General features: G+C 64.5%; 15 protein-coding genes. 13 read left to right on the top strand and 2 right to left on the bottom strand.

Annotation, left to right across the window (positions count from 1 at the left end; translation table 11 throughout):
* Positions 1 to 3: 3 nt before the first annotated feature.
* Complete coding sequence (locus V6X30_RS05040; protein ID WP_367983552.1) at positions 4 to 705, bottom strand: HAD family hydrolase; 702 nt, start codon at positions 703 to 705, stop codon at positions 4 to 6.
* A complete protein-coding gene (gene ubiG, locus V6X30_RS05035) occupies positions 705 to 1,415 on the bottom strand; it encodes a bifunctional 2-polyprenyl-6-hydroxyphenol methylase/3-demethylubiquinol 3-O-methyltransferase UbiG (RefSeq protein WP_367983551.1) in 711 nt (236 codons plus the stop codon). The genes V6X30_RS05040 and ubiG overlap by 1 nt, the downstream gene beginning before the upstream one ends.
* A gap of 74 nt (positions 1,416 to 1,489) precedes the next feature.
* Here ubiG and V6X30_RS05030 point away from each other — a divergent pair, with 74 nt between their 5' ends.
* The 13 genes from V6X30_RS05030 to pyrF all read left to right on the top strand — a co-directional run bounded on the left by V6X30_RS05030 (position 1,490) and on the right by pyrF (position 15,347).
* Positions 1,490 to 2,053 (top strand): peptidylprolyl isomerase, encoded by a 564-nt coding sequence (locus V6X30_RS05030; RefSeq protein ID WP_367983550.1) that lies wholly within the window; start codon positions 1,490 to 1,492, stop codon positions 2,051 to 2,053.
* A 91-nt stretch (positions 2,054 to 2,144) separates the two neighbouring features.
* Entirely contained in the window at positions 2,145 to 4,715 is a 2,571-nt protein-coding gene (gyrA, locus tag V6X30_RS05025) for a DNA gyrase subunit A (protein ID WP_367983549.1), read from the top strand.
* Positions 4,716 to 4,754: 39 nt separating this feature from the next.
* The gene (gene serC, locus V6X30_RS05020) at positions 4,755 to 5,837 is read left to right on the top strand and encodes a 3-phosphoserine/phosphohydroxythreonine transaminase (RefSeq protein WP_367983548.1); all 1,083 of its coding nucleotides are present in this window, start codon (positions 4,755 to 4,757) and stop codon (positions 5,835 to 5,837) included.
* Positions 5,838 to 5,847: 10 nt separating this feature from the next.
* On the top strand, positions 5,848 to 7,017 hold the full coding sequence (locus tag V6X30_RS05015) for a phosphoglycerate dehydrogenase (RefSeq protein ID WP_367983547.1): 1,170 nt from the start codon (positions 5,848 to 5,850) through the stop codon (positions 7,015 to 7,017).
* Positions 7,010 to 8,116 carry a prephenate dehydratase gene (pheA, locus tag V6X30_RS05010; protein WP_367983546.1) on the top strand — a complete coding sequence of 369 codons (1,107 nt, stop codon included), beginning with the start codon at positions 7,010 to 7,012 and terminating at the stop codon, positions 8,114 to 8,116. The genes V6X30_RS05015 and pheA overlap by 8 nt, the downstream gene beginning before the upstream one ends.
* Before the next feature lie 9 nt (positions 8,117 to 8,125).
* Positions 8,126 to 9,004, top strand: coding sequence for a prephenate dehydrogenase (locus tag V6X30_RS05005; RefSeq protein ID WP_367983545.1), 879 nt, complete (start codon positions 8,126 to 8,128; stop codon positions 9,002 to 9,004).
* A gap of 19 nt (positions 9,005 to 9,023) precedes the next feature.
* The gene (aroA, locus tag V6X30_RS05000; protein ID WP_367983544.1) at positions 9,024 to 10,352 is read left to right on the top strand and encodes a 3-phosphoshikimate 1-carboxyvinyltransferase; all 1,329 of its coding nucleotides are present in this window, start codon (positions 9,024 to 9,026) and stop codon (positions 10,350 to 10,352) included.
* On the top strand, positions 10,349 to 11,026 hold the full coding sequence (gene cmk / locus V6X30_RS04995; protein ID WP_367983543.1) for a (d)CMP kinase: 678 nt from the start codon (positions 10,349 to 10,351) through the stop codon (positions 11,024 to 11,026). The genes aroA and cmk overlap by 4 nt, the downstream gene beginning before the upstream one ends.
* An 83-nt stretch (positions 11,027 to 11,109) precedes the next feature.
* Positions 11,110 to 12,792 (top strand): 30S ribosomal protein S1, encoded by a 1,683-nt coding sequence (rpsA, locus tag V6X30_RS04990; RefSeq protein WP_367983542.1) that lies wholly within the window; start codon positions 11,110 to 11,112, stop codon positions 12,790 to 12,792.
* 74 nt (positions 12,793 to 12,866) lie between these two features.
* Positions 12,867 to 13,172, top strand: coding sequence for an integration host factor subunit beta (locus V6X30_RS04985; protein WP_367983541.1), 306 nt, complete (start codon positions 12,867 to 12,869; stop codon positions 13,170 to 13,172).
* A complete protein-coding gene (locus V6X30_RS04980; protein ID WP_367983540.1) occupies positions 13,169 to 13,462 on the top strand; it encodes a LapA family protein in 294 nt (97 codons plus the stop codon). Before V6X30_RS04985 ends, V6X30_RS04980 begins: the two co-directional genes overlap by 4 nt.
* 2 nt (positions 13,463 to 13,464) lie before the next feature.
* Positions 13,465 to 14,637 carry a lipopolysaccharide assembly protein LapB gene (gene lapB, locus V6X30_RS04975; RefSeq protein WP_367983539.1) on the top strand — a complete coding sequence of 391 codons (1,173 nt, stop codon included), beginning with the start codon at positions 13,465 to 13,467 and terminating at the stop codon, positions 14,635 to 14,637.
* A complete protein-coding gene (gene pyrF, locus V6X30_RS04970) occupies positions 14,634 to 15,347 on the top strand; it encodes an orotidine-5'-phosphate decarboxylase (RefSeq protein ID WP_367983538.1) in 714 nt (237 codons plus the stop codon). The genes lapB and pyrF overlap by 4 nt, the downstream gene beginning before the upstream one ends.
* Positions 15,348 to 15,357 lie beyond the last annotated feature (10 nt).

Here is a 15,357-nt window from a genome sequence, read left to right as displayed (position 1 = left end):
CGTTCAGACCGCAAGTGGCTCGGCGGCAGGTACCGATGAGGGCGCCACCCAGCGGAGCAGCTCGAGGGGATGGCCGATGAGTCCGTCGGCACCCCAGCGTTCAGCCCGATCGTCGCCGCTGAGATAGCCGTAAAGCGCTGCCAGGGTCAGCGTACCGGCTCGCCGGCCGGCGCGGATATCCCGCTCGGCGTCGCCCACGACCAGGCAGGCGGAGGGAGGTAGGCCGAGTCGGCGGGCACCTTCGAGTACCTGGTGGGGGTGAGGCTTGCGCCGGGCGATGTCGTCACCCGTGACCAGGCAGACGGGGCGATTGTCGTAGCCGAGCGCGCTGATCAGCGGCCGTGTCAGCCAGCCGGGCTTGTTGGTCACGATACCCCACGGGATCCCGGTCGCCTCCAGTGTCGACAACGCTTCTTCCATGCCTTCATAGGGGCGGGTTTCCTCGCTCAGGCGCTCATGGTAAAGCTCGAGGAAGCGCTGGCGCAGCGGCTCGAAATGCCGGTCGGCGGGGTCGAGATTGAATCCGCGCGCGATCATCGGAACGCTGCCATGACCCACGGAGTTGGCCAGGTCCGCGGCCGGTAGTGGCGGGAGTCCATGTTCACCGCGCAGCCTGTTCAGGCTGCCGATGAGATCCGGTGCCGTATCGAAAAGCGTGCCGTCCAGGTCGAGCAGAACGCCCCGGGCTCGATCCGACAGGCCCATCAGGATTTTGTCCGTGTGCAGTGCACGAGATAGTTCACGCGAGTGTCTTCCGCCATGAAATACTGCCGTGTCAGCGGATTGTAATGCAGGCCGGTGAGGTGATTCATCTCGAGACCGCTGCCACGTGCCCAACGGGCCAGTTCGGCGGGGCGGATGAAGGCCCTGGCGTCATGCGTTCCGGCGGGCAGCAGCCGCAGCAGGTGCTCGGCGCCGACGATGGCGAAAAGCCATGCGCGCATGTTGCGGTTGATGGTGGAGAAAAAGACCGCGCCGCCGGGGCGTACCAGCATGCCGCAGGCCTCGACCACGGCCGCCGGGTCAGGCACATGCTCAAGCAGCTCCATGCAGGTCACGACATCGAACCGCCCCGGCGCTTCGGCCGCCAGTGCCTCGGCGGCGATTTCCCGGTAGTCGATGGACAGGCCGGAAGCACGGGCATGCAACCGGGCCGTCTCGAGTGTCTCGGGTGCGAGATCGATGCCGGTCACCCGTGCCCCGCGGGCGGCCATTGGCTCGCTGAGCAGGCCTCCGCCACAGCCGACATCAGCGACCCGCAGCCCCGATAAGGAACCGATTCGAGTCTCGATGTAGTCAAGCCGTAGGGGGGTGATGGCGTGGAGCGGTGCGAATGGGCCTTTAGCATCCCACCAGGCACTAGCATCCTGGTCGAACTTGCCGATTTCTCCCTGATCCGCGTTATCGCCGTCCATTGACTGAATTCTAACACGCCCGCCCCGCCGGGGTGTGCGAGAATCCAGGGTCATCTCAAGACGGAGGAAAGATCATGAAACAGTTGCCGATCGCATTCGCCCTCGCCGCCGCCGTGGGCGCGGGCGCCGCCAGCGCCCAGAACCCGCAGGTGGTGTTCGAGACCACCGCCGGTGATTTCCGCATCGAGCTGTTCGCCGAGGATGCGCCGGTGACGGTGGAGAATTTCCTGACTTACGTCGATGACGGATTCTATGACGGAACCGTCTTTCATCGGGTCATTCCCGGCTTCGTGATCCAGGGCGGTGGCTTTGACGCGGAGCTGACGCGCCAGCCGACACGGGACCCGATCGTGAATGAGGCCGATAACGGCCTGAAGAACGGGCGCGGCACGTTGTCCATGGCCCGTACTCAGGTTCGTGACAGCGCGACATCGCAGTTTTTCGTCAACCTCGCCGATAATGCCTTTCTGGATCATGGCGAGCGTGACTTCGGCTATGCCGTATTCGCCCGGGTGATCGACGGCATGGGCGTCATCGATCGCATCGCGGCGGGCGAGACCGGTCGTCGTAATGGCATGGCGGATGTGCCGGTCGAACTGGTGGTGGTGGAACAGGCGCGGCGCGTCGACGGCGAGTAGCGCCCCGGCGCGGCCGGTGCCTGGCCATCCGGGCGCATGTTATGATGGCCGTTTACCGTCCGATTGGCTCCCTACAGTCGAGATCCGCTAGATGTCCAGCGTCGCCAAGGAAATTCTCCCGGTCAACCTAGAAGACGAGATGCGGCAGTCCTACCTGGACTACGCCATGAGCGTCATTGTCGGCCGTGCCCTGCCCGATGTCCGGGATGGGCTCAAGCCCGTACACCGGCGCGTTCTCTACGCCATGCGGGAGCTGGGGAATGACTGGAACCGCCCGTACAAGAAATCGGCCCGGGTGGTCGGAGACGTCATTGGTAAGTATCACCCACATGGTGACACGGCCGTATACGATACCATCGTGCGGATGGCGCAGGACTTTTCCATGCGCTACCTGCTGGTCGATGGCCAGGGCAACTTCGGCTCCATCGACGGCGACAACGCCGCGGCGATGCGTTATACCGAGGTGCGCATGGCGCGCATGGCGCACGAGCTCCTCGCCGATATCGACAAGGAAACCGTCGACTTCGCGGACAACTACGATGGCTCCGAGCAGGAGCCGCAGGTGTTGCCGACCCGGGTGCCCAACTTCCTTGTCAATGGTGGCTCGGGTATCGCCGTGGGCATGGCCACCAATGTTCCGCCCCATAACCTCCGTGAGGTAGTGGATGCCTGTATCGCGCTGATCGACGATGATAGTCTCGATGTCGAGGCGCTGATGGCCTATGTGCCGGGGCCGGATCTGCCCACCCGCGGGATCATTAATGGCGTTGAGGGCATCCGCGAGGCCTATCGCACTGGCCGCGGGCGGATGGTCATGCGGGCACGCTGCCGTTTTGAGCATGATGATGCCAGCGGCAAGGCGAGTATTATCGTCGAGGAACTGCCCTACCAGGTTAACAAGGCCCGGCTGCTTGAGAAGATCGCCGAGCTGGTCAAGGAAAAGCGCATCGAGGGCATCACCGAGCTGCGCGACGAGTCCGACAAGGATGGCATTCGCATGGTCATTGAGCTGCGCCGCGGGGAGGTCCCCGAGGTGGTGCTCAACAACCTCTACCAGCACACTCAGCTGGAGACGGTCTTCGGCATCAACATGGTGGCGCTGCACGAGGGGCAGCCGCGACAGCACAACCTCAAGGACGTGCTCGACGCTTTCATCCGTCACCGCCGCGAGGTCGTCACGCGGCGCACGGTCTATGAACTGCGCAAGGCACGCGATCGGGCACATGTGCTCGAGGGGTTGGCCGTCGCACTCGCCAACATCGACGAGGTGATCGCCCTGATCAAGGCGTCACCGACGTCCGCGGATGCCAAGACGGCGCTGGTGGCGCGTGACTGGGCGCCAGGCGTTGTCAGTGAGATGCTCTCGCGTGCGGGCGCGGAAGCATCCCGACCCGAGTCGCTCGGCCGTGATGTCGGTCTGATCGGCAACGCCTATCGCCTCACCGAGGCGCAGGCCCAGGCCATTCTCGATCTGCGCCTTCACCGCCTGACCGGGCTGGAACAGGACAAGATCGTCGATGAATATCGGCAGATCCTGGACACCATCGCCGATCTGCTCGATATCCTCGGCAGCAGCGATCGCCTTATGCAGGTCATCCGCGAGGAGCTCGAGGAGATCCGCGAACGCTACGGCGATGACCGGCGGACCGAGATCCTTGAGACGCGACTCGATCTGTCCATCGAAGACCTGATTCCGCCGCAGGATGTGGTGGTCACCCTCTCCCATAGCGGCTACGCCAAATCCCAGCCGGTGGATGCCTATCAGGCGCAGCGCCGGGGCGGCAAGGGCAAGGCGGCGACGCGGATGCGTGACGAGGATTTCGTCGACAAGCTCTGGGTGGCGAACACCCACGACACGCTGCTGTGCTTCTCCAGTCGGGGCAAATGCTACTGGCTCAAGGTCTATGAGTTGCCGCATGGCAGCCGGGGCGCTCGCGGCAAACCCATCGTCAATCTGCTGCCGCTGGAGCCGGACGAGCGAATCAATGCCGTGCTGCCGGTGAGCGAGTTCGATGGCGATCACTTCGTGTTCATGGCGACGCGCCAGGGGACGGTCAAGAAAACACCCTTGTCCCATTTCTCGCGGCCACGTTCGACGGGCATTATTGCGGTGAACCTGGGTGAGGACGACACGCTGGTCAACGTCGGCGTCACCGACGGCGATCGCGATATCATGCTGCTCACCGACGCCGGCAAGGCCATCCGTTTCAGGGAGGACGATGTGCGGCCCATGGGCAGGACCGCTGCCGGTGTTCGCGGCGTCCGCCTCGCCCCCGGTCAGACGGTGATCCAGTGCCTGATCCTCGATGACGGTGATGTCCTGACGATCACCGAAAACGGCTACGGTAAGCTGACCCCGGTGGATGACTATCCGCTGCGGGGCCGCGGCGGCATGGGCGTGATCGGCATCCAGACATCGAAGCGTAACGGGGCGGTCGTGGGGGCTGTCCAGGTCACCGCTGAAGACGAGCTCATGCTCATCACCAATGGCGGAACGCTGGTCCGCACCCGGGCGTCGGAGATATCCGTGCTGGGTCGCAACACTCAGGGCGTAAAGCTGATCACCCTCTCCGAAGCGGAATCTCTGGTCGGGATGGCGCGGGTCGAGGCCCTAGGAGAGGAAGACGAGGACTCGGCGCAGCCCGAGCCCGATACAGACTGAACCCTCTCTAGCAATCAACTGAAAACTCTGGAGCGCACAATGTCGCGTGTTTACAACTTCAGCGCGGGTCCGGCGACGTTGCCGGAACCGGTTCTGCAGCAGGCGGCCGAGGAAATGCTGGACTGGCGCGGGACCGGCACGTCCGTTATGGAGATGAGCCATCGTGGCAAGGCCTTTGTGTCCATCGCCGAGCAGGCCGAGGTCGACCTCCGCGAGCTTCTGAAAGTGCCTGATAACTACCGCGTGCTGTTCCTGCAGGGCGGGGCGACCGCGCAGTTCTCCGCCGTTCCGCTCAACCTGCTGGGTAGCGCCGGGAGCGCTGACTACGTCAACACGGGTAGCTGGTCGAAGAAGGCCATTGCCGAGGCGCGCAAGTACGCATCGGTCAACGTCGTGGCCGATGGCGGTAGCGGTGATCCGATGGCCATTCCGCCGCAGTCCGAATGGCAGCGGGATCCCGATGCCGCCTACCTGCATTACTGCGCCAATGAGACCATCACGGGCGTCGAGTTTCCGGAGATTCCGGAAAGTGGTGACGTGCCATTGGTCAGCGACATGTCATCCACCTTCCTCTCCCGGCCCCTGGATGTCTCGCGTTTCGGCGTGATCTATGCCGGGGCGCAGAAGAACTTCGGCCCGGCCGGTCTGACGGTGGTGATCGTCCGCGATGATCTACTTGATCGCGCCAGTGCTCAGGTTCCCGCGATCTGGGATTACCAGCGACAGGCCGGAGCGGATTCCATGCTCAATACCCCGGCCACCTACAGCTGGTACATAGCGGGGCTGGTCTTCCAGTGGCTCAAGCGCGAGGGTGGGCTCGAGGCGATGGCCGAGCGCAACAAGCGCAAGGCGGACAAGCTTTACGCGGCCATTGACGGCTCCTCTTTCTACCGCAATCCGGTGGATCCGTTGGCGCGCTCGTGGATGAACGTGCCCTTTGTGCTGGCCGATGATCAGCTCGACGGCACTTTCCTTAGCGAGGCTGCGGAGGCCGGGCTGCATACGCTGAAGGGGCATCGCTCCGTGGGCGGCATGCGGGCGAGCATCTACAACGCCATGCCAGAGTCCGGGGTGGATGCCCTGATCGACTTTATGGCCGATTTTGAGCGACGTCACGGTTAACTGAGGAACAATGTACAAAGTACTGACTTTCAACAATATATCGGCCCGTGGGCTGGATCGCCTGCCGCGCGAGCGGTTCGAGGTGTCCTCGGAAATACAGCAGCCGGACGCGGTCCTGCTGCGATCCGCCAAACTGCATGACTGGTCGATCCCCGAGACGCTCAAGGCCGTGGGTCGTGCCGGTGCTGGTGTGAATAACATCCCTGTCGACGCCATGAGTCAGCGGGGCATCCCGGTGTTCAATGCCCCCGGCGCCAACGCCAACGCGGTCAAGGAGCTGGTTATCGCCGGCATGTTCCTGGCGGCACGCAACATCTGCCCCGCCTGGGCCTTTGCCGAGTCGCTGACCGGTAGCGATGCCGAGATGAACCAGACCGCGGAGGCGGAGAAAAAGCGCTTTACCGGCTTCGAGCTGCCGGGCCGGACCCTGGGTGTCATCGGCCTGGGCGCCATTGGTGTCAACGTGGCCAATGCCGCGTCCTCGCTGGGCATGAAGGTCATCGGCTATGACCCCAAGATCACCGTGCGCAGCGCCTGGAACCTAGAGGCCGGCGTGCGACGCGCCCACAGCGTGGACGAAGTGATGGCCGCCGCCGACATCGTCACCCTGCATGTGCCGGAGACCGACGAGACGCGCGGGATGATCAACGGCGCCCGTCTGGCCGGCGCGCGGGAGGGGCAGGTGCTGCTCAATTTCGCCCGCGCCGGCATCGTCGACGATGAGGCGATTGTCCGCTCGCTTGATCAGGGGCGGCTTCGCACCTATGTCTGCGATTTCCCCTCGGCGACGCTGAAGGGTCAGGATGGCGTCGTGGCGCTGCCGCATATCGGCGCGTCCACCAACGAGGCGCAGGAGAACTGCGCCATCATGGCCGCCGACGAGGTCAGGGACTTCCTTGAGACCGGCAATATCAGCAACTCGGTGAATTTCCCGGAGTTGATCCTGCCACGTAACGGCAGCGGTGATCGGCTGACGGTGGTCAACGCCAACGTGCCCAACATGCTGGGGCAGATTTCCTCGGCGGTCGCGGAGGCCGGCTTGAACATCGCCGATATGTACAACAAATCGCGGGGTGATCTCGCTTACAGTGTCGTCGATATTGATGGCAAGCTGACGGCGGATGTGGCCGATCGCCTCCGGGAGACTGAGGGCGTTCTTGCCGTGCGCGTGATTGAGTGACACAACGGGGGCAGGCGTGACGGGTGAGTCGCTGGAATCCATTCGGGCCCGTATCGACGGGATCGATGACGAGCTCTTGAGACTGGTCAACGAGCGGGCGCAGGCGGCGGCGGAGGTGGCCGCGGCCAAGCAGGCAGCGGGGGATTCCGGTGACTATTATCGCCCCGCCCGCGAGGCGGAAGTGCTCCGGCGGGTGCGGGATGCCAACCAGGGGCCACTTGCCGACGAGGACGTGACGCGGCTGTTCCGCGAGATCATGTCCGCCTGCCTCGCGCTCCAGCGTCCATTACGCGTTGCCTTTCTGGGTCCGGAGGGGACCTTCACGCAGGAAGCCGCGCTCAAACACTTCGGGCATTCGATCCGTAGTCTGCCCCTGGACGGTATCGATGCGGTCTTCCGGGAGGTCGAGGCTGGCGGCGCCGAGTACGGCGTCGTGCCAGTGGAGAACTCCACCGAGGGAATGGTGACGCATACGCTGGATCGGCTACTGTCCTCACCCCTGCAGATCGTCGGCGAGGTTGAGATGCCGATCGTGCAGAACCTTGCCAGCCACGCCACTTCGCTCGGCGATATCCGCCGGGTCTATTCCCATCGGCAGGGTCTCGCGCAGTGTCGCTCATGGCTGGAGACGCATCTACCGGCGGCCGAGCGTATCGCGGTATCCAGTACGGCCGAGGCGGCCCGCCTGGCAGGCGACGATCCGACGGCGGCGGCGATTGCCTCGGATGCGGCGGCCGAGCGGTATGGACTGCCCGTGCCACAACCCTCGATTCAGGATGGCGCTGCGAACAGTACCCGGTTCCTGGTGCTCGGCAAGGAGAGCCCCGAGCCCACCGGAGAGGACAAGACCTCGCTGGTGATCGCGCGCGAGAACCGGCCGGGCGGACTGGCCGGTCTGCTTGCGCCACTGGCGCGCTACGGGCTGAACATGACGCGACTTGAGTCGCGGCCTTCGCCCGAGGGCATGTGGGAGTACGTCTTTTTCATCGACCTGGTCGGCCACGCCGAGGATCCGGATCTAAAACGTGCGCTGGGGGAGATGCAGCAACTGGCGAGCCTGCTCAAGATCCTGGGTTCCTACCCGCGCTCGGTGGCATAGGGCAAGCGGGTGGCTGTTCAGCCAAGGCGTGTCTGCCTGGTCGGTGTCGGCCTCATCGCGGGTTCCCTCGGGCTTGCGCTGAAGCGCGCTGACGCTGTCGGCGAAGTCGTTGGGTTGGGACGTCGTGCCGAGCAGCTGGCACGGGCCCGGGAACTGGGCGCGATTGACCGCTACAGCCTTGACCCATCCGAGGCATTGGCCGGCTGTGACCTGGTCGTGCTGGGCGTGCCACTCGGTTCCGTTCGCGGTGTCATGGAGCAGCTTCGACCATGTCTTGACGCCGACACCGTGCTCACCGACGTCGGCAGCGCTAAGGGTTGTGTCGTTGATGACGTAGAAGCGGCGCTCGGGCGCTTCCCGACGACGTTCGTCCCCGGCCATCCCATTGCCGGTACCGAGCACAGCGGTGTGGAGGCAGCTTTTGCCACGCTGTTCGAAGGACGTCGCGTGATCCTCACGCCCACGGCCGACACCAGCGACGATGCCACGGCCTCCGTGCAATGGATGTGGGAGCGCGCCGGGGCGGAGGTGATCACCATGTCCGTCGAGCACCATGACCGCATGCTGGCGATCACTTCGCATCTTCCGCATCTGCTCGCCTTCGGCCTGGTGGACATGCTCTCCCGAGCCCCGGATCACGAAGAAATCCTTCGCTACGCTGCTGGTGGGTTCCGCGACTTCACGCGCATTGCCTCCAGCGATCCGGTCATGTGGCGGGACATCTGCCTTGGCAATCGCGAGGCGGTACTGGATGCGCTCGGCGGTTACCGGCGCGATCTGGAGACACTCGCCGAACTGGTCGAGGCTGCCGATGCCGAGGGGCTCGAGGCGATCTTCCGAAGCGCAAAGCAGACCCGCGATGCTCATCTGCACTGGTTCGAGCGCTAAGCACAACGGAGACGATGTGATGCCTTTGAAGGTTGGCCGACGGTTCATCGTGGAGCCGGGCGGGGCGCTGCACGGCGACGTGCAGGTGCCTGGGGACAAGTCCATTTCCCACCGCTCGGTGATGCTGGGCTCCATTGCCGAGGGCGAGACCCGGGTCGAGGGGTTTCTCGAGGGGGACGACGCCATGGCCACGCTGGCCGCCATGCGGGCGCTCGGCGTGCGGATCGAGGGGCCTGAGGATGGCCGTTTGAGGATCCAGGGGGTGGGGCTGCACGGGCTGCAGGCCGCGGATTCACCGCTTGATCTGGGTAACTCGGGGACCTCCATGCGCCTTTTCAGCGGCCTTCTGGCCGGACAACCCTTCGTGAGCGAGCTGGTGGGCGATGCCTCGCTGATGCGGCGGCCGATGCGCCGGGTCACCGATCCGCTCACACGTATGGGTGCACGAATCGGCACCGCATCGAACGGCACCGCACCCCTGCGGATCGAGCCTGTGCCGGGTCTGCGGGGCATTGACTACGAGATGCCCATGGCCAGTGCCCAGGTCAAATCGGCGTTGTTGCTCGCTGGCCTCTACGCCGAGGGCGAGACCTGCGTGATTGAGCCGGCCGTGACCCGAGATCACACCGAGCGCATGCTCACCGCCTTCGGCGTGCCCGTTGATGTGAAAGGCCCGCGGGTGCGGATTACCGGCGGCGCCTCCCTGACGGGTGGCGAAGTCGCCGTCCCCGGTGATATCTCGTCAGCGGCGTTTTTCCTGGTGGGTGCCTCGATCGCCTCGCAGGCCTCGGTGACATTCACCAATGTCGGGCTTAATCCCACCCGCACCGGGGTAATCGAGATCCTCCAGCGCATGGGGGCATCGATTGATATCGATGCCCGGCATACCGATGCGGGTGAGCCGGTCGGGAAACTCACCGTGGAGCCTGCGCCGCTGCAGGGAATCGACATCCCGCCGGAGTTGGTGCCGCTCGCCATCGACGAATTCCCGGCCATCTTTGTGGCGGCTGCCTGTGCGCATGGTGAGACGGTGCTGCGCGGTGCCGAGGAGTTGCGCGTCAAGGAGAGCGACCGGATCGCTGTTATGGCGGAGGGGCTCGCCAAACTGGGCATCGAGGTCTATCCGCAGCCCGATGGGATCCGCATCGTGGGAGGACAACTGCGAGGAGGGCATGTCAAGGCCTATGGTGATCATCGCATTGCCATGTCCTTCGCCATGGCGGCGCTGGCCGCGGACGGTCCCGTTACCATTGATGACTGCGCCGAGGTGGACACCTCGTTCCCCGGCTTCGTTGAGCTGGCGCATCGCGCCGGTCTGGCCATTCGCGCCGAGGAGAGAGCCGCATGAGTGCGCCGGCCGGCGTGGTCACAATCGACGGCCCGGGCGGCGCCGGGAAGGGCACCATCGCGCGGGCATTGGCGGAGCGGTTGGGCTGGCATCTGCTCGACAGCGGCGCCATCTATCGGCTTCTGGCGCTCGCTTCTCTGCGGGCTGATGTCGGGTCCAGCGACATCGACCGCTTGGTGGCGCTCGCGGAGGCACTGGATATTCGCTTCCCCACCGAGGGTGGCGACGCCGGTGAAGTCGTACTCGATGGCGAGGTCGTAAGTGACGCAATCCGTGCGGAAGCCTGCGGCGAGCGGGCGTCTGTTCTGGCCGCCGTCCCGGCTGTCCGCCAGGCGCTGCTCGATCGCCAGCGGGAATTCCGCCAGCCTCCCGGCCTGGTGGCCGACGGCCGCGATATGGGAACGGTCGTTTTCCCGGATGCACCAGTGAAGATATTTCTGACGGCGAGCGCCGGAGAACGCGCCCGGCGGCGCCATAAGCAGTTGATGGAGCAGGGTGTTGCTGCTAATCTGGCGGATCTTTTGCAGGAGCTGAGGGCGCGGGACGAGCGCGATACCCAGCGCAGTGTGGCGCCGCTCAGGCCGGCAGAGGACGCAGTGACCATCGACACCACGGAGCTGTCTGTTGAGGCGGTGGTCAACGCGGTCATGGAGCGGGTCGAGGCCCGGCTCTGAAAAAGGGGGGTGCTGCCGGTGGCGGCATCTTGTGTTCAAGCAACCAACTGGATCGTTTTCCTGATCCCGGATCAAATCATCCCATGAGCGAAAGCTTTGCAGAACTTTTTGAAGAGAGCCTTGCGCAGACCGACATGCGGCCGGGCTCCATTGTCACCGCCCAGGTCGTGGCGATTGATGGTGAGGACGTCATCGTCAATGCCGGACTGAAATCCGAGGCGGTCATCCCGTTGCGCCAGTTCACCGACGAGGAAGGGACCGTCGAGGTGAACATCGGCGACGATGTGGAAGTGGCCCTGGATGCGGTCGAGGACGGCAGCGGTGAGACCCGCTTGTCCCGCGAGAAGGCCAAGCGGGCGCGAGCCTGGCGCGTGCTTGAGGCCGCCTACGAGGGCAGCGAGACGGTCACCGGTCAGATCAGCGGCAAGGTCAAGGGTGGATTCACGGTGGACCTCGGTCACATCCGTGCCTTCCTGCCTGGCTCGCTCGTGGATATCCGCCCCGTGCGCGACACCACATACCTAGAAGGCAAGGACCTCGAGTTCAAGGTGATCAAGCTCGACGCCCGTCGCAATAATGTCGTGGTGTCACGCCGCGCGGTGGTGGAAGAGGAATACAGTGCCGAGCGCGAGGCGCTGCTGGAGAAGCTCCAGGAGGGTCAGACGCTCAAGGGCATCGTCAAGAACCTCACCGACTATGGCGCATTCGTCGATCTCGGCGGCATCGATGGCCTGCTGCATATCACCGATATGGCGTGGCGGCGTGTCAAGCATCCGTCCGAGGTGGTGGATGTCGGCCAGGAAATCGACGTCAAGGTGCTCAAGTTCGATCGTGAGCGCAACCGCGTCTCCCTGGGGCTCAAGCAGCTCGGAGAGGATCCGTGGGAGGCCATTGCCGCACGCTACCCCGAAGGTAGCCGCGTGGTTGGCAAGGTCACCAACATCACCGACTACGGCTCCTTCGTGGAGATCGAGGAAGGCGTTGAAGGCCTTGTCCACGTCTCCGAAATGGACTGGACGAACAAGAACGTCAATCCGGCCAAGATGGTATCCATCGGCGACGAGGTCGAGGTGATGATCCTCGATATCGATGAGGAGCGCCGTCGGATCTCCCTGGGCATGAAGCAGTGCCAGCCCAACCCCTGGGATGAGTTCGCCGCCACCCACAACAAGGGCGACCGCGTGACCGGAGCCATCAAGTCGATCACCGACTTTGGCATCTTCGTCGGCCTCGAGGGTGGCATTGATGGGCTCGTTCACCTTTCGGATCTCTCCTGGAGTGATGCCGGTGAAGAGGCCATCCGCGACTTCCACAAGGGTGAGGAAGTCGAGGCGGTCGTGTTGTCCGTTGACCCCGAGCGCGAGCGCATCAGCCTTGGTGTCAAGCAGCTCGCGCAGGATCCGGTCTCCCAGTGGGTGGCCAATCATCCCAAGGGCACGGTTGTCACCGGGACGGCCGCTGAGGTGGATGCCAAGGGCGTCGTGGTCGATCTTGGCGATGAGGTCCAGGGCTACGTCCGGTCCGCCGACCTGGCCCGCGAGCGGGTTGAGGACGCGCGCAACGTGGTCAGCGAGGGTGACGAAGTCGAGGCCAAGTTCATGGCCGTCGACCGCCGCAATCGCATGATCAGCCTGTCGGTCCGTGCCAAGGATCAGCAGGACGAGCGCGAGGCCGTCGAGGGCTACGGCAGCACCGGTACGGCCGGTACCACCACCCTGGGCGATCTGCTCAAGGAGCAGATGGCCGATCGGGGTGACGGGGACTGAGACGTCCGCAATAGACCACGGCCGGGCAGGTGACGTCCGGTCGTGGTCGATCTTGAGGTGATGGATTGCCGTCCATGACGAAGTCGGAACTGATTGAACTGATCTCGGCGAATCAGCAGCATCTCGCCCAGCGCGATGTCGAGCTGGCCGTGAAGACGCTGCTTGAGCAGATGAGCGAGTCCCTGGCCAGCGGCGAGCGGATCGAGATCCGCGGTTTTGGCAGCTTCTCTCTGCACCATCGGCCACCGCGCATCGGCCGTAACCCCAAGACGGGAGAACCGGTCTCGCTCCCGGGCAAGCATGTGCCGCACTTCAAGCCAGGCAAGCAGATGCGTGAACGCGTGGACGAGGGTCGGCGCGGCAATGCGGAGGACGCATGAAGCGGCTGATTGGCTTGATATTCGCACTGATCGTCGTGGCGGCGGGGCTGAGCTTTGCCATGCTCAACCCGACCCCGGTCGCGCTGGACTTCTATCTTGGCCAGCTCAAACTGCCGGTCGCTCTGTGGCTGGTGATCGCCTTTACCATCGGCGTGATCATCGGGCTGGCGGCCGCTACGGGCATCCTCATGCGCCAGCGCTGGCAGCTGACACGTTTGCGGCGTGAGGTCGCAGCGTCCCGCGAGGAACTCTCCGAATTGCGCAAATTGCCGATTCGGAACACGCCCTGACCATGTGGTACCTCCTCTGGCTGCTGCTTCCGTTAGCAGCCCTGTCCGGCTGGTGGGTCGGACATCGCTCGGCGAAGGGCAACGCCCGCCGTCAGCGAACCCTCCCGCGTGACTACTTCCAGGGACTCAATTACCTGCTTAACGAGCAGCCCGACCGCGCGATCGAGGTCTTCACGCGCATGGTCGAGCTGGACGAGGATACCGTCGAGACCCATCTCACCCTCGGCAACCTTTTTCGTCGCCGGGGGGAGGCGGATCGTGCGGTCCGCATCCATCAGAATCTCATCGCCCGACCCTCTCTCGCGCAGGAGCAGCGTGCGGCGGCGCTGCTGGAACTCGCCCGTGACTATCTGGCCGCGGGTCTGCTGGATCGTGCCGAGACCCTGTTCCTGGAGGCGCTGGAGTTCAGCGAATACCGCAAGACGGCCCTTCAGTCGCTGCTGGATATTTACCAACAGGAGCGTGAGTGGGAGTCAGCGATCGAGATCGCCCAGCGCCTGCAACGCATCAGCGCCGGCGACTATGGGCCGGAGATGGCACAGTTTGCCTGCGAGCAGGCCGAGCAAATGGCGCGGGATCATGCGGATTCCGGTGACATCCGGCAGACCCTCCGGCGTGCGCTGGGATATGACCGGCGGTGCGTCCGCGCGTCGCTGCTCAAATGCGACCTGGAACAGCAGGAGAACCGCTGGCGGGCTGCCATCAAGGCCTGTCAGCGAGTCGAAAGCCAGGACGTCGATTACATCCCCGAGGTCCTGCCACGGCTTGAAGCATGCTATCAGGCAGTCGGAGATCGGAGTCAGTTCACCGCGGAACTCTACCGTCTGCTCAACCGCTACCCCGGGGTGTCCGTGATCATGAAACTCAGTGAGTGCATCGAGTCGCGTGACGGGCGCAAGGCGGCGGTCGAGTTCCTCGCCGCGCAGCTCAGGGAGCGCCCCTCGATACGTGGGCTTGATCGTCTCATCGAACTCAATATCAGCGACGACGATCCGGACCGCCGCCGCCAGCGGGATCTCAAGGTGCTCCGGGAGCTTTTCCAGGCGTTGCTCGGCGATCGGCTGCCTTATCGATGTGTTAAATGTGGATTCGAGGCACGGCAGCTCCACTGGCAGTGTCCGGGCTGTCGGGCTTGGGCCAGCATCAAGCCGCGTCGCGGCCTGGAGGGGGAATGAACGCAACGCCGAGCCTGATCGTGGCACTGGACTTCGATAGCGATGTTTCGGCCCGATCGCTGGTGAACCGTCTGGCGCCCGGGAGCTGTCGACTGAAGGTGGGCAAGGAGCTATTCGTCCGTGCTGGGCCTTCGCTGGTGCGGGAATGGGCGGATGCAGGCTGGGATGTCTTTCTTGATCTCAAGTTCCATGACATCCCCAACACGGTGGCGTCGGCCTGCCGCGCAGCGGCGGACCTTGGCGTCTGGATGGTTAACGTCCATGCACTCGGAGGGCCGGCCATGCTGGCGGCAGCCCGCGCGGCCGTCGATGAAACACCGGCACGCAGGCCATTGCTGACCGCGGTGACGGTGCTGACGAGCCATGATGAGACAACCCTGCAGGCGATCGGGCTGCAGGGCACGCCGGCGGAGGCGGTCGGTCGGCTGGCGGCGCTGGCCACGCGTGCTGGCCTGGACGGTGTGGTCTGCTCGCCGCAGGAGGCCGCCCTCGTCCGCGACCACTGCGGCGAATCATTCCGTCGGATCACGCCGGGGGTTCGGCCCGTCGGTGCCGCGCTGGATGACCAGCGACGCATAAAGACGCCGGCTTTCGCCATTGCCGCCGGCGCGACGGATCTCGTGGTGGGTCGGCCCATTACCCGATCGGCGGATCCGGCCGGTGCGGTGGAGATGATTCTGGATGAGATGCGGGTCACAGCAGGGGAGTGATCACGGCACT

Origin of the sequence: Spiribacter sp. 1M189 (genome assembly GCF_040838345.1) — a bacterium.
Lineage (GTDB): Bacteria > Pseudomonadota > Gammaproteobacteria > Nitrococcales > Nitrococcaceae > Spiribacter > Spiribacter insolitus.
The sequence above is the reverse complement of the archived record's forward strand: the minus strand, read 5'-3'. Positions and strand labels throughout refer to the sequence as shown.

Coding starts and splice junctions, on each gene's coding strand:
- lapB (WP_367983539.1), top strand. CDS start 13,465: ATGTGGTACCTCCTCTGGCTGCTGCTTCCGTTAGCAGCCCTGTCCGGC.
- V6X30_RS04980 (WP_367983540.1), top strand. CDS start 13,169: ATGAAGCGGCTGATTGGCTTGATATTCGCACTGATCGTCGTGGCGGCG.
- V6X30_RS05030 (WP_367983550.1), top strand. CDS start 1,490: ATGAAACAGTTGCCGATCGCATTCGCCCTCGCCGCCGCCGTGGGCGCG.
- V6X30_RS05015 (WP_367983547.1), top strand. CDS start 5,848: ATGTACAAAGTACTGACTTTCAACAATATATCGGCCCGTGGGCTGGAT.
- aroA (WP_367983544.1), top strand. CDS start 9,024: ATGCCTTTGAAGGTTGGCCGACGGTTCATCGTGGAGCCGGGCGGGGCG.
- gyrA (WP_367983549.1), top strand. CDS start 2,145: ATGTCCAGCGTCGCCAAGGAAATTCTCCCGGTCAACCTAGAAGACGAG.
- serC (WP_367983548.1), top strand. CDS start 4,755: ATGTCGCGTGTTTACAACTTCAGCGCGGGTCCGGCGACGTTGCCGGAA.
- ubiG (WP_367983551.1), bottom strand. CDS start 1,415: ATGGACGGCGATAACGCGGATCAGGGAGAAATCGGCAAGTTCGACCAG.
- pyrF (WP_367983538.1), top strand. CDS start 14,634: ATGAACGCAACGCCGAGCCTGATCGTGGCACTGGACTTCGATAGCGAT.
- V6X30_RS05040 (WP_367983552.1), bottom strand. CDS start 705: ATGGGCCTGTCGGATCGAGCCCGGGGCGTTCTGCTCGACCTGGACGGC.
- cmk (WP_367983543.1), top strand. CDS start 10,349: ATGAGTGCGCCGGCCGGCGTGGTCACAATCGACGGCCCGGGCGGCGCC.
- V6X30_RS04985 (WP_367983541.1), top strand. CDS start 12,867: ATGACGAAGTCGGAACTGATTGAACTGATCTCGGCGAATCAGCAGCAT.
- rpsA (WP_367983542.1), top strand. CDS start 11,110: ATGAGCGAAAGCTTTGCAGAACTTTTTGAAGAGAGCCTTGCGCAGACC.